16 protein-coding genes are annotated in these 21887 nt (G+C 74.1%); 15 read left to right on the forward strand and 1 reads right to left on the reverse strand.

Going from position 1 to position 21887, the window contains the following annotated elements; genetic code table 11:
• The first annotated feature begins 28 nt into the window (after window positions 1-28).
• From ACLJPL_RS12160 to ACLJPL_RS12215, 12 genes are all read left to right on the forward strand, one after another.
• Complete coding sequence (locus tag ACLJPL_RS12160) at window positions 29-469, forward strand: phage tail protein (RefSeq protein ID WP_007457189.1); 441 nt, start codon at window positions 29-31, stop codon at window positions 467-469.
• Window positions 466-966 carry a hypothetical protein gene (locus tag ACLJPL_RS12165; RefSeq protein WP_411080779.1) on the forward strand — a complete coding sequence of 167 codons (501 nt, stop codon included), beginning with the start codon at window positions 466-468 and terminating at the stop codon, window positions 964-966. The genes ACLJPL_RS12160 and ACLJPL_RS12165 overlap by 4 nt, the downstream gene beginning before the upstream one ends.
• Window positions 963-1121, forward strand: coding sequence for a DUF6760 family protein (locus ACLJPL_RS12170; RefSeq protein ID WP_003966147.1), 159 nt, complete (start codon window positions 963-965; stop codon window positions 1119-1121). The genes ACLJPL_RS12165 and ACLJPL_RS12170 overlap by 4 nt, the downstream gene beginning before the upstream one ends.
• Window positions 1122-3147: 2026 nt before the next feature.
• Entirely contained in the window at window positions 3148-4536 is a 1389-nt protein-coding gene (locus ACLJPL_RS12175) for a hypothetical protein (protein WP_411080780.1), read from the forward strand.
• 62 nt (window positions 4537-4598) lie between these two features.
• Complete coding sequence (locus tag ACLJPL_RS12180) at window positions 4599-5024, forward strand: phage tail protein (protein WP_411080781.1); 426 nt, start codon at window positions 4599-4601, stop codon at window positions 5022-5024.
• A gap of 73 nt (window positions 5025-5097) precedes the next feature.
• Entirely contained in the window at window positions 5098-5820 is a 723-nt protein-coding gene (locus ACLJPL_RS12185) for a peptidase M23 (protein ID WP_411080782.1), read from the forward strand.
• Window positions 5817-7586, forward strand: a complete 1770-nt coding sequence (locus ACLJPL_RS12190) for a VgrG-related protein (RefSeq protein WP_411080783.1) — start codon at window positions 5817-5819, stop codon at window positions 7584-7586. The genes ACLJPL_RS12185 and ACLJPL_RS12190 overlap by 4 nt, the downstream gene beginning before the upstream one ends.
• A gap of 91 nt (window positions 7587-7677) precedes the next feature.
• Window positions 7678-7995, forward strand: a complete 318-nt coding sequence (locus ACLJPL_RS12195) for a PAAR domain-containing protein (protein ID WP_355083158.1) — start codon at window positions 7678-7680, stop codon at window positions 7993-7995.
• A complete protein-coding gene (locus ACLJPL_RS12200) occupies window positions 7992-8429 on the forward strand; it encodes a GPW/gp25 family protein (protein ID WP_319342540.1) in 438 nt (145 codons plus the stop codon). Before ACLJPL_RS12195 ends, ACLJPL_RS12200 begins: the two co-directional genes overlap by 4 nt.
• Entirely contained in the window at window positions 8429-10390 is a 1962-nt protein-coding gene (locus tag ACLJPL_RS12205) for a putative baseplate assembly protein (protein ID WP_411080784.1), read from the forward strand. Before ACLJPL_RS12200 ends, ACLJPL_RS12205 begins: the two co-directional genes overlap by 1 nt.
• A complete protein-coding gene (locus ACLJPL_RS12210; protein WP_411080785.1) occupies window positions 10387-11013 on the forward strand; it encodes a phage tail protein in 627 nt (208 codons plus the stop codon). Before ACLJPL_RS12205 ends, ACLJPL_RS12210 begins: the two co-directional genes overlap by 4 nt.
• 703 nt (window positions 11014-11716) lie before the next feature.
• A complete protein-coding gene (locus ACLJPL_RS12215; RefSeq protein ID WP_411080786.1) occupies window positions 11717-12490 on the forward strand; it encodes an NADase-type glycan-binding domain-containing protein in 774 nt (257 codons plus the stop codon).
• 137 nt (window positions 12491-12627) lie between these two features.
• On the opposite strand, the gene ACLJPL_RS12220 is transcribed toward ACLJPL_RS12215, so the two are convergent.
• Entirely contained in the window at window positions 12628-14202 is a 1575-nt protein-coding gene (locus ACLJPL_RS12220) for an MFS transporter (protein WP_411080787.1), read from the reverse strand.
• A gap of 346 nt (window positions 14203-14548) precedes the next feature.
• Here ACLJPL_RS12220 and ACLJPL_RS12225 point away from each other — a divergent pair, with 346 nt between their 5' ends.
• The 3 genes from ACLJPL_RS12225 (at window position 14549) to ACLJPL_RS12235 (ending at window position 21884) form a co-directional block, all read left to right on the forward strand.
• A complete protein-coding gene (locus ACLJPL_RS12225; protein WP_411080788.1) occupies window positions 14549-17887 on the forward strand; it encodes a BTAD domain-containing putative transcriptional regulator in 3339 nt (1112 codons plus the stop codon).
• A 309-nt stretch (window positions 17888-18196) separates the two neighbouring features.
• Window positions 18197-19204 carry a terpene synthase family protein gene (locus ACLJPL_RS12230; protein WP_411080789.1) on the forward strand — a complete coding sequence of 336 codons (1008 nt, stop codon included), beginning with the start codon at window positions 18197-18199 and terminating at the stop codon, window positions 19202-19204.
• A 316-nt stretch (window positions 19205-19520) separates the two neighbouring features.
• Window positions 19521-21884: an N-acetylmuramoyl-L-alanine amidase gene (locus ACLJPL_RS12235; protein ID WP_411080790.1), complete on the forward strand. Its 2364-nt coding sequence runs from the start codon at window positions 19521-19523 to the stop codon at window positions 21882-21884.
• Window positions 21885-21887: the final 3 nt, after the last annotated feature.

Below are 21887 nucleotides of genomic sequence, written 5' to 3' on the forward strand. Positions count from 1 at the left end.
TTACCAGCGGAACAGGTGACACACAGTCATGGCAGAGGGCGACGCTCTTTCCACCCACGTATTCGGTGTACAGCTCGGCGGCTATCTCGTGGAGTCCATCCAGGAGATCAGCGGCATGACCGTCGAGGAAGAAGTCGTCGAGGTCCGTCAGGTGACCGCCGAGGGCAAGCAGATCATCCGCAAGCAGCCGGGCGCACGCCAGGCGGGCGAGGTGACGATCACCCGCGGGCTCGACAAGAGCAGCGAGTTCACCACCTGGATCAAGGAGACGCTCAACAACGGGGCCGTCGACACCGCGCGCCAGAACCTCACGATCGAGATCAAGGACTCGACCGGTGAGACGGTGCGCCGCATCCAGCTGATGCAGGGCTGGGCCTCCAAGTGGGAGGGCCCCTCCCTCAAGGCCGGCGAGTCCAGCGCCGCGACCGAGACGGTGACCATCACCTTCGAGGAGATCGTGGTCGAATGAGGCGGCGGACCGTTACGTCGGGCGGGCTCGACGAAGTCCTCGACCAGCTCGCCGCCGCGCCCGCCGCGCGCGAGGAGGCGTCGCCCGCGCCCGCCCCGGCCCGCGACCGGACCCGGGAACGGGACACGTTGCAGACGGAGTTCACGTTCGAGCTGCCGCGCGGTTACGTGGACGACGAGGGCCAGGTGCACCGGCAGGGCACCATGCGGCTCGCGACGGCCCGGGACGAGCTGCGCCCGCAGATCGACCTGCGGGTGAAGGAGAACCCGGCGTACCTGTCCGTGGTCCTGCTGAGCCAGGTCATCACCCAGCTCGGCACGATCACCGATGTGCACGCGGGGGTCGTGGAGCGGATGTACGCCACCGACGTGGCGTTCCTCCAGGACTTCTACCGCCGCATCAACAGCGAGGGCCACACGCACGCCGCGGTGACCTGCCCGCTGTGCCACGGCTCGTTCGAGGTGGACCTCTCGGGTGGGCGCCTGGGGGAATCGTGACGTACGCGCTTCCCCGGTTGCGGGAGGAGATCGCGTACGTCGCCTACCACTTCCATTGGCAGCGTGAGGACATTCTCGACCTCACCCACGGCGAGCGTCAGCAGTGGGTGCGGGAGATAGCGCGGATCAACACCCGCGTCAACGAAGGCGGGTGATCGTGTGGGGCTCGGGGACTGGTTGCGCCGGACGGACCGGCAACGTCCCGCCGCGCCCGCACGGGACGGTGCGGGGAGCGACGGGGCCGCCCACGGTGCCGGTACGGGTGTCGAAAGCGCCGGTGCCGTCGGTGCCCGCTCCGGCGGCGGTACGGGTTCCGGTAGCGGTACGGGGACGCGTACGGGCTCCGGGAGCGGTACGGGTACGGGCTCCGGCAGCGGTACGGGGGCGAGTGCGGGCTCCGGCAGCGGCGGCCCTGGTGCTTCCGGCGGGGAGTGGGACGGCGGCTGGCGGCAGGTCGCCCCGCCCGCGGTGACCGTCGCCCGGTCCTCGATCGGGGTGAGCGACGGACTGCGGTTCCGGTCCCAGCTGGCCTCGTGGCAGAACCCCACGTTCGGCGGCGAACTCGGCCACGCCGTCCTGCCGTCCGCCCCGGTGGGCCTCATCCACGGCGTGGCCCGCCCGGGCCGCGCGCGTTCCGCGTCCCCCGGCGGGCCGCTGCTGCTGCGGGCCGCCCGGACGGGCGCGGAGGAGCAGGCGGCGGAGCCCGCGCCGGAGCTGCCGGCCGCGACGGCGGGTCGTACGGCGGGGAGGAAGCCGGGGCGTGCCGCACCGGTGCAGCGGTCGGGCGGCGCGGTGCCGAAGACGGGGCGGGGGGCTGGGGCCGGGTCCGGGTCCGGCAGCGGGTCTGCCTCCGGCTCGGGGGCTTCGGCTTCGTCGGCTCCTTCGGTTTCGTCCGCCCCTTCGGCTTCGTCGGCTCCTCCGGCTTCTTCTTCGGCGGCGGCTGATGCGGGCTCGTCCGCTTCCGGTTCCACTCCGATTTCGGCGTCAACGTCCGGTACGACTTCGACGTCCGTTTCGGCTTCCCCTTCTGCTTCCGCTTCTGCTTCCGCTTCGGTGCAGCGGGCGCGGCCCGCTGCCGTACGTCCTCGGCGGACCACGCCGCCCCTGACCGTCGCCCGGCGTCCGACGATGCCATTGCGGCAGATCACGGGGCTGCGGCCGACCGCGCCTGTTACGCCTGCCGCGCCGGAGGCGCCGGCTGCTCCCGTCGTCGCCACCGACACCGTTCAGCGGAGTGCCTCCGCGCCGCAGCAGGGCCCCGGTCGAGGTTCTGCTCCCGCCCCCGAATCCGTACGCCCCGCGTTGGGCAAGCCCCTGCGGGAACTGCCCTCCGGGGCCATCCCGTTGAGCCCCGGAGGGCAAAGCGCAGCCGCATCGCCTTCCCCCGCAGGGCAAGAGGCGGCGGCCATGCCGGTACTCCAGCGCCAGACCTCGGAGACGGCGACGCCCGCCTCTCCCGGCGCGACGCCTTCGCCGGAGCAGCCGAAGTCGTCGGGGAGCCGGCAGGCGTCCCCGAAGGCCGGGCCCCAGCAGCCGTCCCCGCCGCACCGGCCACCGGCACCGATTCAGTCGGCCCCCGCCACGGCTGCGCGACCGTCGCCCTCACCGTCGCAGTCGGCAGAGGCGTTCCCGTCCGCCGACCCGTCCGGCTCCCGGGCCCGTCAGCGCGGCGGGATCGGCGCACCCCTCCCCTCGCTCCCGTCGACCGCCAGGCTCCAGCGCGACGCGCCGCTCCTCGGGGACCGCAGGCGCGCGCAGCCGGGGCCCGCAGGCGTACCGCAGGGCCGGACCGGGAACCCGCCCGCGACGACCCCACAGACCACCACGCCGACGTCCGCCCCGGCCACGCCTGCCGACATGCCGGTGCGCGCGACTCCCGCCCCCGGGACGGACGCCCCCGTGTCGCCCGCCGCAGTGCAGCGCGCGGTGAGCAGCGAGCGCCCCGGCCTGCCTGCCCATGCGCGTACGAGTTCGGGCACGCGTACAGGTGCGGGCCCGGGCACAGGTGCGCCCCCACCCGGCACCGCCTCGTCGCCCGCAGCCCCCGCCGGGCCGGTCCCTATCCGGAGGATCACCCGTCAGCGGGGCGCCGGACAGGCCGCCGCGCCCACCGCTGGCGTCGAGGGGCTGCCGCCCACCGTCCAGCGGTCGCGGACCCTGCTCTCGGGCAGGTCCCTGAAGGTGAACACCGGTTCCGCCGAAGGCTTTTCGGCGGCTCCGACCACGACGGCGGGCAGCACGGCCCGCCCGGTCGTCGCGGCCACCTGGCGTCGCGACGTACCGCAGCCGTCCTCCAGCGCATCGACGCCCGGAGCCTCGTCGTCGGGTGCACCGGCGCGCGCGAACACGCCGGCCGATGAACGCCGCACGCCACCGGGCGCGGCACCCCGGCACAACGCGCCCCGCCCCCGCGACGGCAACGGCAGCGGCAGCGGCAGCGGCAGCGGCAACAGCAACGGCAAGCGCAGCCCCCGCCCCACCGAGCCCGCTCCACCCGCCGCGCCCGCCGCACCGGCCACCCCGCACCGGACGCGCACCCCCGGCCCGGCCCCGACATCGGCGGGCCCCGCCCCCGGCGGCACCGTCCAGCGCGCCGTGCCGGGCACCACCGCACCCCGGCACGCCGCCGGCCACGACCACGGCCCCCGGAGCGCGACGCCCGGCACCGCCGCACCCCACCAGGCCGCTCCCGGCGCCGACCGGCCCGGCCGGACGACGCGCAAGGCCGACAGCCCCGGTCGCCTCACGGAGGCGGGGGCGGTCGCCCCGACGAAGCGCGGGGCCTCGGCCGGCAACGCCCTCCTGCGGCTCGTACAACGCCGCTCGGTACGCGGCACGGCAACCCCGTCGTCCCCCGGACCCGGACCCGATTCCGGCCCCGGCGTCCGCACCTCAGGTCCTGCACCGCAGCCGATGCCGATGCCGAGCACGAAGGCACAGCCCTCGCCGCCCGGCCTCGCTCCCCGCGCGCCGTCCGCCCCGCCCCGGGCCACGCACCCCGCCCGGCCGGTCCCGGTCGTGCGCCCGCATCCGCCCGTGGCAACAGCGCCCGGAGCCACCGTCGTACCCGTGCAGCGCATGCCGTTGCCGGTCGTGCCCGACCCGGCCGGCCCCCCGCCCGCCGGACCGGCCCCCGGCGGCGGTGCACCCCCGCCCGGGCCGCCCGCCCTGGCGGTACGGGTCCCGCCGCGCACGCCCGCCCCGGGCCCGGGAACGAGGACTTCGGGCGCGAGCGGCACCGGCACCACGGCACACGCCCGGACGGGCCCCCCGACACCGGGGAAGCCGGGACAGGCACAGGCACTGCAACGCGCCGCCGCCCACGCCGGCATCACCGGCGTCCCGGTGAAGGCGGTGGCTCCGAAGTCCGTCCAGCGGGCCGGGGAGAACGCCGCCTCCTCCACCGCCGCCGAGACCCCGGCCGCGCACGCGAACGCCGCGAGCCGTATCAGCGGAGCGGAGATCGAGGAGCTGGCCCGTCGCCTCCTCGACCCCGTGAGCCGGCTCATCCGGGCCGACATGCGGCGCGGGCGGGAGCGCGCCGGGCGGCTCCACGACGGCCGCCGCTGACGGCGGCCCCGCCCGGCGCCACCCGGCAGGAACAGGAATCAGCAGAGAAGAAGAGAAACGGCATGACGGACAACATCTTCGCGACGAGCGTGTTTTTCAAGCTCGTCATCGGCGGCAGCGATCTGGGAGCCTTCCACACCTGCTCCGGCCTGGGCGCCGAGGTGGAGATGGAGAGTTACGCCGAGGGCGGCAACAACGGGTTCACCTGGCAGTTGCCGGGGCGCATCACCTGGACCAACATCACGCTGACGCGTCCGGTCACCGCCGACACCCTCAAAATCGCGCGCTGGCTGAACGAGACGATCCGGCGCGTCGAGCCCAAGGACGGCGAGATCGTCGCCCTCCGGCCGGACCTCAGCCGCATCATCAGCTGGCAGGTGCAGGGCATCGTGCCGGTGCGATGGCAGGGGCCGTCGTTCGACCCGTCGAACTCCGAGGCGGCGATCGAGACGCTGGAGATCGCGCACGAGGGGCTGGAGCCGTCCTGATGCCCCGTCATATGACCGACGCCCCGCAGGCAGGGGCCACAGCGGACGGACCGACCCCGGAAGGAGGAACGCCATGTCACCCGCTCTCCGTGCGAGCCGTGCGCGCGCCCAACTGACCATCATGGAACCGCCGTCGACGGTCGGGGCCAAGCCGGGCGGCAAACTCGCCCAGCTCACGCTCCAGTTCAACCCCTCGCAGCTCTCGCTGAGCAAGAGCACCGAGTGGCGGCGCACTCCGTCCCGGATGGCCGGGCAGTCCGCGCTGCCCGAGTTCGTCGGGAGCGGGCCCCGGTCGCTCTCCCTGGATGTCTTCCTCGACGCCACGGCCACCCATGACAACTCCGTGGAGAAGGCGGTGGAGCAGTTGATGATCGCCTGTGTGCCCACGCCGACCAGCCTCGCGCGCAAGACGCCCGCGAGCCCTTGGGTGCGCTTCGACTGGGGGACGTCGAGGACGACCTCGTTCGACGGCGTACTCTCCAACCTCTCTGTCTCCTACACCCTGTTCGACGTGGACGGGAAGCCGCTGCGCGCCACGTGCTCCCTCTCCATCGAGGAGGCGAGCGTCGATCCGGCCGGGCAGAACCCCACCTCGGGCTCGAAGGAGGCGCGGCGCACCCACCGGGTCGTGGCCGGGGACAGCCTGCCGCTGCTCGCCTGGCGGGAGTACGGCGACGCCACCGCCTGGCGCACCATCGCGGAGGCCAACGACATCGACGATCCCCTGCGGTTGATCCCGGGCAGCGAACTCCTCGTGCCCGGGCTGGAAGACCACGTCGCGGAGGGCGGCCGATGACCGCCGCCGCCCCGGGGCGTTCCTTCGCCGCCGATCCGATCGTCGAGGCCCCCGGCGAGCTGCCGCCCGGCTGGGCCGCCCAGTTGGTGAGCTGTGTGGTCGACGAGAACGTCGGGCTGCCGGACACCGCCGTGCTGACGTACCGGGACCCGGACCACGATCTGCTGACCGAGAGCGGCATCACCCTCGGCACGCCGCTGAAGATATCCGTGGTCACCGTGCAGGACCGGGCCCGCGAGCGGCTGTTCACCGGCGAGGTCACGGCGATCGAGCTGGACCACGACACCACCGGGACGTTCACCGTCGTCCGGGCCCTGTCCAAGGCGCACCGGCTCCAGCGCGGCCGGAAGGTGGTCGCGTACCGGAACATGAAGACGGCGGACATCGTCCGCAAGGTCGCGGCGGGGGCCGGAATGGCGTGCGGGAAGGTCGAGGCCGCGCCGATCACGTACAAGCAGCTGACCCAGCCCAACGTCTCTGACTGGGAGTTCCTCCAGCATCTGGCGGCCGAGAGCGGTGCGCACGTGCGGGTGGACGAGCGGGGCGTGCTCCAGTTCACCAAGCCGAAGCCGGCCGCCTCGGCCCCCTCGCCCGACACCCGGGCCGCCCGCAACCCGATGGTCCTGGAATACGGGGACAACCTGCTCTCCCTGCGGGCGGTGGTGACCGGGTCGGACGGGGCGGGCGACGTCGAGGTGCGCGGCTGGAACGTGGACACCAAGACGCGGCTGGTGGCGCGGGAGCAGTCCGTCCGCTCCACCACCGTCACCCCGGGGATGAGCCCCTCGGTGGCGTCCGGGGCGTTCGGCGCGAGCGCCCGGGTGACCGTCGCCGACACCCCGTACCGGACCCAGGCGGAGACGACGGCCGTCGCCGGTGCGGTGGCCGCCCAGGTCAGTTCCGGATTCGGTGAGATCGAGGCGGTGGCCTTCGGCAATCCGCAGTTGCGGGCGGGCGCGCCGGTGGCCCTCGGCAACGTCGGGCCGACGTTCTCGGGCCGCTACACCGCGACCGCCGCCCACCATGTCCTGGAGCCGGACGGCGGCTACCGCACCACCGTGATCGTCAGCGCCTCGCCCGACCGTTCGCTGGCCGGGCTGACCGGCGGCCAAGCCCCCTCGCGCGGTCCGCGCATGCCGGGGCTGGCGATCGGCGTGGTCACCGACATCCGCGAGGGCAAGGCCCAACGGGGCTGGGTGCGGCTGAAGTTCCCCTGGCTCGACGACACGTATGTGACCGACTGGGTCCGTACGGTGCAGTGGGGCGGCAACGGCGGCGGCGGGGTCTTCAGTCCCGAGGTCAACGACGAGGTGCTGGTGGGCTTCGAGCAGGGGCTGCTGGACAGCCCGTATGTGCTGGGCGGCCTCTACAACGGGATCGACCGGCCCTCCGAGCATGACGTCCCGCTCGTGGACAAGACCAGCGGCAAGGTCAACCGCCGTTCCCTGGTGTCCCGTTCGGGCAACCGGCTGGAGCTGCTCGACACCCCGCGCGGCCCGTCCGGCGTCCGGCTGGCCAGTGGGAACAAGCGGCTGGAGGTCACCCTCGACGAGCGGAAGAACGAGATCGCCCTCACCGTGTTCGCCCCCGGCTCCAAACGCGCGCAGAGCTCCGTCACCCTCTCCTCCTCGGGCATCACGCTCGACGCCGGCACCGGAAGCGTCGAGGTCAAGGGCCGTTCGGTGACCATCAACGGCAAGACGGGAGTCACCGTGGACGGCGGGCTGCTCGCCGTGCTCAAGGCCAAGCTCATCCGCATCAACTGACGCCCCTTCTCCCCACGTCCACGGACCACGCCCCTTTCACCGCACGTCCCTTTCCCCGCACGTCCCTTTCACAGCAAGGAGAACCCCGGCCATGCCCCCCGCAGCCCGTACGGGCGACAGCACCGCCCACGGCGGTCTCATCGGCACCCCGCCCCCGGGTGCGGTGGCCGTCGCCACCGTGCTGATCGGCGGCCGGCCCGCGGCCGTCACCGGGAGCCTGCACGTGTGCGTGGTCCCCCCGCACGCGGCGCTCGGGCCGGCGAACGTGATCATGCCCAACCTCGCGGGGGCCGTCACCGGCCAGGTGCTGATCGGCGGGCTGCCCGCCGCCCGGATGCGGGACACCACCAGCTGCGGCGCGCCGATCATCAGCGGCGCGCTGAACGTCCTGATCGGGGGCCCGATGTGAGCGGCGGCGGATTCATCGGGCGCGGTTGGGGCTTCCCGCTGCGGACCGGTGCGACCGGCGGGATCGCCCTGGTCGAGCGGGACAAGGAGATCGAGGAGGCCATCGGCCTGATCCTCGGCACCGCGCCGGGCGAGCGGCCGATGCGGCCCGAGTTCGGCTGCGGCATCCACGACTACGTCTTCGCGCCGGGCGACGGCGCGACCGCCGGGCGGATCGCCCAGGAGGTCCGTACGTCGCTGGAGCGCTGGGAGCCGCGCATCGAGGTGACGGACGTGGTGATCGCCTTCGACGCGATCGAGGAGGGCACGCTCTACATCGACGTGCGCTACACCGTGCGCGCCACCAACGACCTGCGCAACCTGGTCTTCCCCTTCTACACGATCCCGTCCGACGGGGACGCCTCCGAAGCGGCCGTGGAAGCGGGGACGCGCTGATGGCCCTGCCCTCCCCCAACCTGGACGACCGGCGATTCCAGCAACTCGTCGACGAGGCCAAGCGGTACGTCCAGCAGCGCTCCCCCGAGTGGACCGACCACAATGTGTCGGACCCCGGGGTCACGCTGATCGAGACGTTCGCGTACATGGTCGACCAGTTGCTGTACCGGCTGAACCGGGTGCCCGACAAGAACTACGCGGCCTTCCTGGATCTGCTGGGCGTCACCCTCTTCCCGCCGACCGTGGCGCGGGCCGAGGTCGACTTCTGGCTCTCCGCTCCGCAGCCGGAGACCGTGCACCTGTCGGCCGGGACCGAGGTGGCGACGGCGCGCGGAGAGTCGGAGGACCCGGTGGTGTTCTCCACCTCCGACGACCTGCCGATCGTGCCGAGTTCGCTGGTCCGGCTGGTCACCGCGCCGAAGTCCGGCGACCAGACCGACCGCACCGGACCGCTCGGCGCGGGCAAGGACATCCCGTGCTTCTCGGCGCGGCCGGAGCCCGGTGACGCGCTGCTGTTCGGGCTGCCCACCGCCGTACCGCGCTGCATCGTCGCCGTACGCCTGGACAGCCGGGTGGAGGGCGTGGGCGTGGACCCGCGTCAGCCGCCGCTGGTGTGGGAGGCGTGGGACGGGGCCCGGTGGGCGGAGTGCGCGACCGGGGACGACAGCACCGGCGGGCTCAACCGGCCCGGCGAGGTCATCGTGTTCGTGCCCGCCGGGCACACCGCGTCCGTGGTCGCCGGTACGCGGGCGGGGTGGCTGCGCTGCCGCGTCACCGCGCCCGAGCCGGGCCAGCCGTTCTACTCCGAGTCGCCGACGATCCGTGAGGCCGAGGTGTTCACGGTCGGCGGCACGGCGGCCGTCGAGCACGCGGAGACGGTCCTCGACGTGCCGCTCGGGGTCTCCGAGGGGGTGGCCGGGCAGCGGTTCTCGGTGAGCCGGGTGCCGCTGCTGATGGACGGGGAGCCGCCGGTGGTCCAGGTGTCGACCGCCGAGGGCTGGCAGGTCTGGACGCCCGTCGAGCACTTCGGGGCCTCGTCGCCCGGTGACCGGCACGTACGGATCGACCCCGTGTCCGGCGAGTTCGCGTTCCCGCCGGAGGTGCGGGAGCCGGACGGCACGATGCGCGCGTACGGAGCCGTCCCGGAGCAGGGGGCCCAGCTCCGCGTCCCCCGCTACCGCACGGGCGGCGGGGCGGCCGGGAACGTCGCCCGGGGCGCGATCTCCGTACTGCGCAGCTCGGTCCCGTACGTCGCGGGCGTCGACAACCGCGAGGCGGCGACCGGCGGCGTCGACGGCGAGAGCGTGGAGAACGCCAAGGTGCGCGCGCCCAACATCCTGCGCGTGCAGGAACGGGCCGTCACCGCGAGGGACTACGAGGTCATCGCCCGCGAGGCCGCGCCCTCCCTGCGGCGGGTGCGATGTCTGCCGGCCGTCGCGGGCGAGGCCGGTGCGGTACGGGTGCTGGTGGTGCCGGACGCGGTCCCCGACGAGGGCGGCCACCTCCGGTTCGAGCAGCTGATCCCCTCGGACCAGGTGCTCGCGGCGGTCGCGGAGCGCCTGGACGAACGCCGTCTGGTGGGCACCCGGCTGGTCGTGGAGCCGCCCGCCTACCAGGGCGTCACCGTGGTCGCCCGGCTGGTCGCGGCCCCCGCCGACGTGGACCGGGTGCGCGCGGAGGCGCTGGAGGCCCTGTTCCGGCACATCGACCCGCTGCGGGGCGGTGCGGACGGGGCGGGCTGGCCGTTCGGGAGGCCGGTGCAGTACGGGGAGGTCTTCGGCGTGCTCCAGGGCGTGCGAGGGGCCGGTCTGGTGGAGGAGGTCCGGCTGTTCCCGGCGGACCCGATCACGGGGCGGCGGGGCGGCGCGGTGGACCGGGTCGACGTGGCTCCGGGCGCGCTGGTCTTCTCGCACCAGCACCAGGTGATCGTCACGCCGAGCGGGGCCGGTGGGGGCGCGTGAGCCGGGCCGCCGTACCCGGGCTGCCGAGCCGCTACCCGATCGGCGAACTGCTGCCCGCCCTGTACGCGGACGACGACCTGGCCCAGCGCTTCACGGCCGGGCTCGACACCGTGCTGGCTCCGGTCCTGTCCACCCTGGACAACCTGCCCGCCTACTTCGACCCGGCCCTCGCCCCGGCCGACTTCCTGCCCTGGCTGGCGACCTGGGTGGGCGCGGGCATCGACCCGGACTGGCCGCCGGAGCTGCAACGGGCCGTGGTGGCCCGGGCGGTGGAGCTGCACCGGTGGCGCGGCACCCGGCGCGGCCTGGTCGAGCACCTGCGGCTCTGCTTCGGCGTGCACGCCGACGTGCGGGACGGCGGGGGCGTGGCGTGGTCGTCGGCGCCGGGGACGACGCTGCCACCGGCCCCGACCGGTGAACTGCTCGTACGGGTATGGCCGTCGACGTCCGGAGGCACGGTGGACGCGGACCGGGTGCTGGACGTCGTCGCGGCCTCCTGCCCCGTCCATCTGACCTGCCGGGTGGAGATCCTCCCGGGGCCGCCCGAGGGTGCGCCCGGGACGCGGCCCGAGACACCTGGGACGCCCGATGCGCCCGATGCGCCCGTTGAGACAGGAGGCTGACGCGATGATGCGCGCATGTCCGGCGTGCGGTACGGCCAACCGCGAGGACGACGACTTCTGCGGCAACTGCGGGTCGTACCTGGGATGGTCCTCCGAGAGCCCGCGCGGCAGGGGCGGGGACGGGAACGGGGCTGGGGCTGGGAGCGAGGGCTCCGGCGAGAGCGAGTCCGTGCCTGCTGTCGGGCCGGCCGCTCGGCCCGCCGCCGAGCCTGAGGTCCGGCCTGACGCCGAGCCCGTGGCCCGGCCTGACGCCGGGTCGGGTGACTCGGTGGGGCCGGTGGGGCCGGTGGGGCCGGTGGGGCCAACGGAACCGGCAGGACCAGCGGGACCGGCAGGACCTGCGGGACCGGCGGCACCTTCCGCACCTGCCGCACCTGCCGCACCTACGGGCGAGGCTTCGGTGACCGCAGGGCCTGCCGCCCGGGGCGCGGAACCCGCTCCCCCGCCACCCGCCGCACCCCCCTCTCCCTCTCCCGCCCTACCCCCAACTCCCCCTGCTCCGACCGCTCCTCCCCCTCCCGCTGTTCCCCCCGCACCGCGCGCCGCACCGGAGACCGCCGAGCCCACCTCCGTACGCCCAGAACGCCCGCAGCACCCGGAACGCCCCGTACGGCCGCCGCAGCCCGCCCCCGTACGCCCGGCAGCGCCCACCACGCCGGGAGCCGCAGCCGTCACACCGGCCGCGCCCGCGCCCGAGGCCCCCGTGGGCGCGGTCCGGCCGGCGAAGCCCGTCGCCCGGCGGCCGGTCGTGCGGCCGGTGGAGGCGGACGAGACGCCGGACGGGCCGCCGTGCCCGGCCTGCGGTACGCCGAACCTGCCCGGGCGGCGGTTCTGCCGGCGCTGCGCCGCCCCGCTCCGGCCCGGGGATCAGCCCGCGCCCCTGCCGTGGTGGCGGACGGTGTGGCCGTTCCGCCGCCGGGTGCGGGTCCGGTCGGGCCGGGCGGTGCGGCGGATCCTGCTGGTGCTGGCGGTCGTCGGGCTGCTGTTCGTGGGGTACCTGTTCCTGCCGGCCGGGCGCGTCCTGTTCGAGGACGTACGGGACAAGCTGGGCGGCACCGGGGAGATCAGCCCCGCCGACGTGACGGCGAGCGGTGCCGCGCGCGGCCACCCGGCGCGCGCGGCCGTGGACGGCCTGACCAACAAGTACTGGGGCGCGCCCGGCCCCGGTGCGTCGCTGACGTGCGCCTTCGGCACGCCCTTCCGGCTGGTCGGGGTCGTCCTGCACACCGGGGCGTCGACGGAGCCCGAGGAGTTCCGGCGCGAGCCCCGGCCGACCCGGGCGGACCTGATCGTCACCACGGCGGACGGCACGGTCCATGAGAAGGAGCTGACGCTCAACGACAAACCCGGGCCGCAGACGGTACGGACCGGCATCAGCGACGTCGTCTCCGTCCAGCTCGTCCTGCGGGAGGCCGCCGGACAGACCGGCAGCCGGCCGATCGCGGTCGGGGAGATCGAGTTCTTCCGGCGCACCTGAGGGCCGGGACCGCCCCGACGGGGGCGGGTCAGGGCGGGCGGTGTCGCCCCGCCCTGACCGGCCCCGTTCCGCCCGGCCCCGTTCCACCCGGACCGGCCCCGTTCCGCCCGAACCGGCCCCGTTCCCGTGCGCCGTCGTCAGGAGACGGGGACCGACGGACTCTTCGCGCTCTCCCCGGAGTCGTCCCGCTGAGCGGCGCCCACACGCCGCAGCGCGGTCACCGCGATGACGGCGGTGGCGGCGGCGACCACGGCGCACACGACAGCGACCGTGTTCATGCCGCTCGTGTAGGCGTCGCGGGCGGCGGCCAGCGCCTGCGCGCCCAGTTCCGGCGAGAGCTGCTGGGAGGCGGCGATCGTGCTCTCCAGGCTGTCGCCGGTGGCCCGGGCGGCCTCCGCCGACAGGCCCTCGGGCACCTCGACCTGGCCGCGGTAGACGGCGCTGCCGATGCTTCCCAGGGCGGCGATGCCCAGGGCCACGCCCAGGTCGCCGCTGATCGAGGACAGCGCAGCGGCCGATCCGCCCTTCTCGGGCGGCGCGGAACTCACCACCAGGTTGGTGCCGAGCGCGCCGGCGGGGCCGCTGCCGAAGAACACGACGATGAAGCCGGACACCAGCAGCGGCAGCCCGCCGGCCGGGCCGACGAAGGCGATCAGCACATAGCCGACCGCGCCGATGCCCAGCCCCAGGCCGATGACGACGCCGAGCGGCAGCCGCTTCGCCAGGGTCGGGGCGATCTGCGCGGAGACGATGGACGCGAGGGCGGACGGCACCATCCACAGTCCGGCCTCCATCGGGGACAGGCCCTCGACCATCTGGAAGTACCCGGTGATGAACAGGTAGAAGCCGCCCATGGCCACCATCGAGACCAGCAGGACCACCAGGGCGAAGCTGAAGGAGGCGTTGCGGAACAGGCGCAGGTCGAGCAGCGGGGCGGCGAGCCCGCGCTGGCGCACCACGAACGCCCACCCCACGGCGGTGCCGACGACGACCGCCCCGAGCGCCACCGGGTCCCAGCCGTACTTGGCGAACTCCTTGAGCCCGTAGACCACCGGGAGGATCGCGCCCAGCGAGAGGGCCACGCTGAGCAGGTCCACCTTCCCCGCGTCGGGGTCGCGGTACTCGGGCAGCAGGATCGGCGCCGCGATCAGCAGGATCACCATGATCGGCACGCCCAGCAGGAAGACGGAACCCCACCAGAAGTGCTCCAGGAGCACACCGCCGATCACGGGACCGAGCGCGGTGCCCGCCATGAAGCAGCTGGCCCAGACCGCGATGGCGCGGCCGCGCTCCTGCGGGTCGTGGAACATGTTGCTGATCAGCGCCAGGGTGGACGGCATCAGCGTCGCCGCCGAGACGCCGAGCAGCGCGCGCGCCGCGATCAGGGCCTCCGCGCTCGTGGAGTAGGCGGCGAGCAAGGAGGTGAGGCCGACGCAGACCGCGCCGATCATCAGGAGCCTCCGGCGGCCCACCCGGTCGCCGAGGGTGCCCATGGTGATCAGGAATCCGGCGATCATGAATCCGTAGATGTCCATCATCCACAGCGTCTGCGTCCCGGTGGGCTCCAGGGCCTCGGCCAGGTGCGGCAGGGCCAGAAAGAGGACGCTCTGATCGAGGGAGATGAGCAGGGTGGGCAGGGCCAGCACGGCCAGCCCGGCCCATTCCCGGGCGCCCGCTCGCGGAGCGGTGGGCGAAACAGCCTTCGTTGACATGGGGTTCCCTTCGTTCCGGCAGCACCCTGCCCGAAGCCGCTCCCGGACTTCTCCCGGAGTTCTCCCGGCCCGGGGCCCGGGCGCTCCCGGGCCGGGTCCGGTCTTCTCCGGGGCCGGGCTCCGGTCTTCTCCCGAGCTGAGCTCCCGATTTCTCCCGAGCTGGGCTCCGGTCTCCCCCGGGCTGGGCTCCGGTCTCCCCCGACCCGGGCTCCCGGTCTCTGCCGAGCTGGGCTCCGGCCTCTCCCGGCCCGGGCTCCGGTCTCCCCCGGCCCGGGCTCCCGGTTTCTCCCCGCCCGGCCCCGGCCCGCCCTGCGCGGCCCCCGCCCCGCCGGGATAGCGTGATCACATGCGTTTCGGTGTGCTCGGTCCGTTGGCGGTGTGGGCGGCAGACGGACGGCCGGTGCGGGTGCCGGAGGCCAAGGTCCGCGCGCTGCTGGCCCTGCTCCTCGCCGAGCAGGGGCGTCCCGTCCCGGCGGACCGGCTGATCGACGAGTTGTGGGGCTCGAAGCTGCCCGGCAACCCCACGGGCGTGTTGCAGACCAAGGTGTGGCAGCTCCGCCGCGCGCTGGAGGACGCGGAGCCGGGGGGCCGGGAGCTCGTGGAGTCCCTCTCCCCGGGGTACGCGGGATACCGCCTGCGCACGGACGAGGACGCGGTGGATTCCGGCCGGTTCCTCCGGCTGACGGCCCGGGCCCGCTCGGCCCCCGGCCCCCGGGAGCGGGCCGCGTTGCTGGCGGACGCGCTGACGCTCTGGCGCGGGGCCGCCTTCGCCGACTTCGCCGACGCGGAGTTCACCCGGGTCGCGCGGGAACGGCTGGAGGAGCAGCGGCTGACCGCGCTGGAGGAACAGGCCGAGGCGCGCCTGGAGTTGGGGGAGCACGCGCTGGTCGCCGATGAATTGGGCGATCTCGTCGCGCTGCACCCGCTGCGCGAGCGGCTGCGCACCGCGCAGATCCGGGCCCTGTACCTCGCGGGCCGGCAGGGGGCGGCGCTGAGCAGTTACGCGGACCTGCGCACGCGGTTGGCGGAGGACCTGGGCGTGGACCCCGGGCCCCAGATCACGGCGCTGCACCGGTCGATCCTCGGCCAGGACCCGGCGTTGACCGCCGCCCCCTCCCCCGCGACCAGCGCGGTCCGGCCGGCGACGAACGTACCGGCCGCGCTGAGCGAACTCGTCGGCCGGTCCGGCGAGATCGACGAGTTGTGCGCCCTCCTGGCCGCGAACCGGCTGGTGACGCTCACGGGGGCGGGCGGCGTCGGCAAGACGCGGCTCGCCCTGGCGACGGCCGCGCGGCTCGTGGACCGCTTTCCGGGCGGGGTGCGGCTGGCCGAGTTCGCCGCGCTCGCCCCGCCCCGGGGGCCGGCCGGGGCGGGCCGGGAGCCGGGGGGCGACGCGCCCGCCGGCGTGCACGAGGTGGTCGGCGCCGCGCTCGGAATGCGCGACGATACGGCCCCGGGCCCGGCCGGGGGCGGACCGCTCACCCCGGTGGAGCGGCTCGCGCACGCGCTGGGCGACGAGCCCGCGCTCCTGGTGTTCGACAACTGCGAGCATGTGATCGGGCCCGTCGCCGAGCTGGCCGAGCAACTGCTCAAGGCGGCACCCCGGTTGCGGATCCTGGCGACCGGTCAGAAGCCGCTGGGGATCGCCGGTGAACGCCTGCGGGAGGTGGAGCCGCTGCGGAGCCCCGGGCCCGAGGACACCGGTCTCGGCCCGGCCGCCGTGCGCCGGTTCAGCGCGGTGGAGCTGTTCGAGGCGCGCGCCGCGGCGGCGGCCCCGCACTTCGTCCTGGACCGGGAGAGCGTCGAGGCGGTCGTCGCGATCTGCCGCCGCCTGGACGGCATCCCGCTCGCCCTGGAGATGGCCGCGACCCGCGTCCGAGCCCTGGGCGTACGGGAGTTGGCGGCCCGTCTGGACGACCGGTTCGCGCTGCTCGCGGTGGGTTCGCGGGGTGCTCCGGCACGGCAGCGGACCCTGCGGGCGGTGATCGACTGGAGCTGGGAGCTGCTCGACGACCAGGAGCGCACGGTGCTGCGCCGGCTGGCCGTGCACCAGGACGGGGCCACGCTGGAGGCGGCCGAGGCGGTGTGCGCCGGGGACGACCTCGACCGCGCTTCGGTCCTGGACCTGCTCGCCCGGCTGGTGGACTGCTCGCTGGTCGTCATGGCGGACGGGAGTGACGGCCCCCGCTACCGGCTGCTCGAATCGGTGGCGGCCTACTGCGCCGAACGGCTGCGGGAGAGCGGTGAGTCACCGGTCCTGAGCCGGCTGCACCGGGCGTACTACACGGATCTCGCCGCCCGGGCCGATCCGCATCTGCGGGGCCACGGCCAGCGGCAGTGGCTGCGCCGGCTGGACGCGGAGACCCCGAACCTGCGGGCGGCACTCGACAGCGCCGTACGGGAGAAGGACGCGGACCTGGCGCTGCGCCTGGTGAACGCTCTGGCCTGGTACTGGCGGTTGCGCGGCCGCAGCCGTGAGGCGGAGCGGTCCCTGGCCCTCGCCCTGTCCGTCGTCCGCCCCGCCGGGCCGCGAGCGCCCAAGGAGGCGGCGGCCCGTGCCGCGTCCGTGGCCAGGGCCACCGCCTGGCTGGGGGGCGTCCGGCTGGAGGTGCACGGCAGCACCGCTCCGCGGGCGGCGTACGAGGCGGCGCTCCGGCCGTACGCGACGGTGGACGATCCGGGCGGGCGGGCCAGGTCGCAGTGGTTCCTGGCGTCCATCCTCTACGGCGTCGGGGACGTGGCCCCGGGCGAGGAGCTGACGGACCGCGCCCTGGCGGCCTTCCGCGCGCTCGGCGACACCTGGGGCACGGCCGCGGCGCTGGGCAGCCGCACGTTCCACGCGAAGCTGCGCGGGGACCTGGACGCGGTGCGGCGGGACGGCGAGCAGAGCCTCGCGCTCTTCCGGGAGCTGGGCGACCAGTGGGGGCAGCTCCAGGCGATGGTGCCGCTCCAGACGGCGGCGGAGGCCGCCGGGGACTACGCGTACGCCGGACGGCTCTACCGGGACGGGCTGCGGATGGCGGAGGAGCTGGGGCTCTGGCGGGACGTCTCCTTCCAGCTCTCCGGCCTCGGCCGGCTCGCCCTGCTGACCGGGGACCTGCCCCGGGCCCGGGAGCTCCATGAGCGGGCGCGGCGGCTCGCCGCCGAGCAGTCGGACGCGTTCGGGGAGCAGTACGCGGAGACGGGGCTCGGGCTGGCGGCCCGCAGAGCCGGCGATCTCGACGCGGCCGAGGCCCATATGCGCCGCGTCGTCGTGCTGCACCGGCGGATGGGGTACGAACCGGCGGAGCCCCCGCTGATCCTCGCGGAGCTCGGGTTCGTCGCCGAACTGCGGGGCGAGGCGGCGCAGGCCCTGCGCCTCCAGCGGGAGGGCCTGGCCGCCGCGCGGGCCACCGGCGACCCGCGGGCGGTGGCGCTGGCGCTGGAGGGGCTGGCCGGGGCCGAGCTGCTGGCCGGGCGGCCCGAGCGGGCCGCACACCTCCTGGGAGCCGCGTCGGCGGCCCGCCGGTCGGTGCGGGTCCCGCTGCCAGAGGGCGAGCGGAGCGACATCGACCGGATCGCGGCGCGGACCGTGGAGGCCCTCGGCGCCGCGGTCTACGAGGCCGCGTTCGCGCGGGGCGAGAACGACGCGCATCTGATGAATCCGAGGCCCGTCCAGTCCCAGAAGCCCCTCAACTGCTCATAGTTGCTCAGCAGTTCTGAGCGATGAAGCAATTTCGGTCACATATGGCTTCACAGCGACCTCCACAGGGGGTTGACTGTGCATCACGCATGGTGACGCGATGACCCTCCCCGGCTCGCCGGGCCAGCTCCGGCGCTCCGGCCCCGGCGGAGGAGAGAGGACAGCGATGACCGGCTCACCTCGGACGGTCACCCCTTGGCCAGAGGAAGGAAACGCCCGGCGGCGGCAGTTCGGCAGGCCCGCGCCCATGCGCGATCATCACGAATGCGCGGTGATCAGCGCCCATCCACACTCATTCGACGAGGGGCAGCAATGAGCCAGATCACGTTACCGGCGTTTCATATGCCGTTCTCCAGCACGGGATGTCATCCCGGCCTGGAGAAAACCAGGGAGGCCGCCTGGGAATGGGCGGAAACGGAAGGACTCATCCTCTCCGTACCGGCCCGCAGGAAGATGATCCGCACCCGGCCCGAACTGTGGATTTCCCTCATCTTCCCGAAGGCGTCCCAGCAGCATCTGGATCTTTTCTGCCAATGGCTCTTCTGGGCTTTCCTGGTGGACGACGAGTTCGACGACGGCCCGGCCGGACGCGACCCCCTGATGTGCGAGTCGGCGATCGCCCGGCTGGTGGACGTGTTCGACGGGGCCGCGCCGCGCGGGCCGATGGAGCACGCTCTCGCCGGGCTGCGCGAGCGGACCTGCGTCGGCCGGTCACCGCAGTGGAACCGGCAGTTCCGGCGGGACACCGCCGCCTGGCTCTGGACGTACTACGCCGAGGCGGTCGAGCGGGCGGCCGGACAGGTGCCGAGCCGGACGGACTTCGTCAAGCACCGGCGGGACTCGGTGGCCATGCAGCCGTTCCTGGACCTGCACGAGATCACCGCCGGAATCGACCTCCCGGATTCCGCCCGCAGCCTGCCCGCGTACATCGCCCTGCGGAACGCGGTGACCGATCATTCGGGGCTGTGCAACGACATCTGCTCGTTCGAGAAGGAAGCCGCGCTCGGATACGAGCACAATGCGGTACGGCTCATCCAGCGCGATCGCGGTTCCACGCTCCAGGAAGCCGTCGACGAGGCGGGAATTCAGCTGTCCCGGATCGCCGAGCGTGTCGTGCGGGCGGAAAAGGAACTGATCGAGGAAATCGACGCGGCCGGAATCGGCGACCCGACCCGGGCCGCCCTGGAACGCTGCGTACAGGACTACCGGGGACTCGTGCGGGGCGACTTCGACTATCACGCGCGCGCCGAGCGCTATACCCGGCCGGATCTGGTGGAGCTGGACGCCCGGGACTCGCTGTCCCAGTACTTCGCCGCCTGACACCGCCCCGCGCGACACCCGCACGGGACCAGAGGGACCAGGGGCCAGGGACCTGGAAGGCGCAAGCGTTCCGGGTCCCGGCCGTCGCCCACGACGCCGTGGCCGCCGGTCCCCGGCCGGACATCGCCCTCATCACATCGCACCCGATCGGAAAAGAAACCGGACCGGTCGGTAGCGATCGCATGGAAGACTGTCCCGCGCAAGCATGTCCCGGGTCGCCCCACCGGCCGGGCCGACGCCGCCGTCGTGCCCCCGGTCAGCGACTGACCGGTCGGAATGCCATGTCTTCCACCAGAGTCCCCCGGGGTAAGCACACGTGAGAACACAGCGAAGAGTATGGGCCACGGCTGCCGTCGCCACCGCGGCCGTGACGGGCGTCCTGGTGTTCCAGGGCGTGACCGGCGCCCCCGCCCCTTCAGGTGACGCGGACGCCAAGTCCGCTCCCGCCGAGGCGGAGGCCGATGTGCGCACCACCCCCCTCACGACGTCGAAGGACGGCGGATCGGCCTCCCTCGCGCGGCGCGGCACCGAGCGGTTCAGCCTGCTCGGCGTCACCTGGACCGACCCCGCCGCCAAGGTGACGGGCCGGGTCGAGGCCCGTACCCGCTCCGCCGCCACCGGCGAGTGGTCCGGCTGGCTGCCGCTGGACACCGAGATCGACGGGCGCACCGAAGCGGGCAGGTCCGGCGTCCGGGGCACCACCGAACCGCACTGGGTCGGCCCCTCGAACGGCGTCGAGGTCCGGGTCGACGCCGGGGACGGCGCAGGGGCCGGGCTCCCCGAGGGGCTGCGGCTGGACACCGTCGACCCCGGCGGGAGCGGCGCCCCGCTCGCCGCCGCACCGGCCGCGCACACCACCCGGACCACCGCGGGCGCCACGCGGCTCGCCGCCGCACCCGCCGCGTTCACCGCCGAGGACGACCCGACCGGGGAGCCCACCCCCGGCGAGGAGACCCCGTCGCCGACCGACGACCCGGGCGACGGGCAGACGGACGAACCGTCCCCCACGCCCACGCCCTCTCCCTCGACCGAGAACCCCACTCCTCCGGCGAGCCCCACGCCGACCCCGACCACCGCGACCCCGAAGCCGCCTGCCTCACCGACGCCCACCGTCACCTCGACCCCGCCGCTGCCGCCCGCCCCGCCGTCCACGGCTCCGCGTCCGCCGATCGTGTCGCGGGCCGACTGGAAGGCGGAGGAGACGCTGAACAACGAAGCGCCGGACTACCTGGACCAGGTCAAGGCCGTCTTCGTCCACCACACCACGCAGACCAACTCCTACTCCTGCGCCGACTCCCCGGCCATGGTGCGCGCGCTGCACACGTACCACGTGAAGTCGCGGGGCTGGAAGGACATCGGCTACAACTTCGTGGTCGACAAGTGCGGCACGATCTTCGAGGGCCGCAAGGGCGGTGCGGACCGGGCCGTGCTGGGCGCGCACACCTACGGCTTCAACCGGGACACCACCGGGATCGCCGTGATGGGCCTGCACACGGACACCAAGGCCGCGAGCGCCGCGACCGACGCGGTCGCCCGGGTCGCCGCGTGGAAGCTCGGCCAGTACAAGGGCAACCCCACGGGCACGGTCCAGCTGACCGCCGGGGCGGACGGCAACAACCTGGCCGGCAAGAAGTTCACCGCCCAACAGCAGTACCCCTTCCAGCAGATCTCCGGGCACCGCGACGGCTTCGCCACCGAGTGCCCCGGCACCGGCCTCTACGGACAGCTCCCCGCGATCCGCTCGCTGGCCGGAGCCCTGGCCACCGACAAGGTCGCCGGCCTCGCCATCGCATCGGTGACCGGAGCGAGCGCCTCCGGCACGACGTACTACACCAAGTCGAAGATCACCGTCAGCTGGAAGGCGACCACCCCCGCCTCCTTCGTCAAGAGTTACGAACTCCTCGTCGGCGGCAAGCCGGTGGCCGTCGTCAAGGGCAACGTCACCTCGGCCCCGGCCACCCTCGCGCTCGGCAGGCACTCCGTGCAGGTGCGGGCCACCCACCAGTCGGGCAAGGTCACCACATCGGCCGCCGCCACCGTCGTCGCCGAGCAGACGCCCCCCGCCTTCACCGCCAAGCCGGCCCTCACGCTGCGCACCGGCACGGTGAACGCGTCCGCCGTCCCGCTTACCTTGAAGTGGAAGGCCGCCGACACCGCCGCCCTGAAGGAGGTCCGGCTCACCGCCCCCGTAGCCAAGACGTACGGACCGGCGACGGGCAGCGCCTCGCACACCGCGAAGCCGGGCGCGGCGACCGCGTGGAAGATGACGGCGTACGACCACGCGGGCAACACGGCCGCCGCCTCGGTCTCCGGCGCCCCGGTGATCCTCCAGGAGACCGCCGCCAAGAAGACCGGCAAGTGGACGTCGAAGTCCTCCTCCAGCTATCTGGGCGGCAAGTCCCTGACCAGCAGCGCCAAGGACGCCGCCCTCACCTGGACGTTCACCGGACGGTCAGCCTCCTGGGTGGTGTCGCGGGCGGCCACTTCGGGGCAGGCATACGTCTATGTCGACGGCAGGAAGGCAGCCACGGTGGACCTGAAGTCGGCCGCCACCAAGTACCGGGACGCGATCTGGACGCAGTCCTGGTCGACCAGCGCCAAGCACACGGTCAAGATCGTGGTGGTCGGTACGAAGGGCCGCCCGACCCTCACCACGGACGGGCTGGTCTACCTGAAGTGAGCC

This window comes from Streptomyces sp. cmx-18-6 (assembly GCF_046548915.1).
GTDB lineage: Bacteria > Actinomycetota > Actinomycetes > Streptomycetales > Streptomycetaceae > Streptomyces.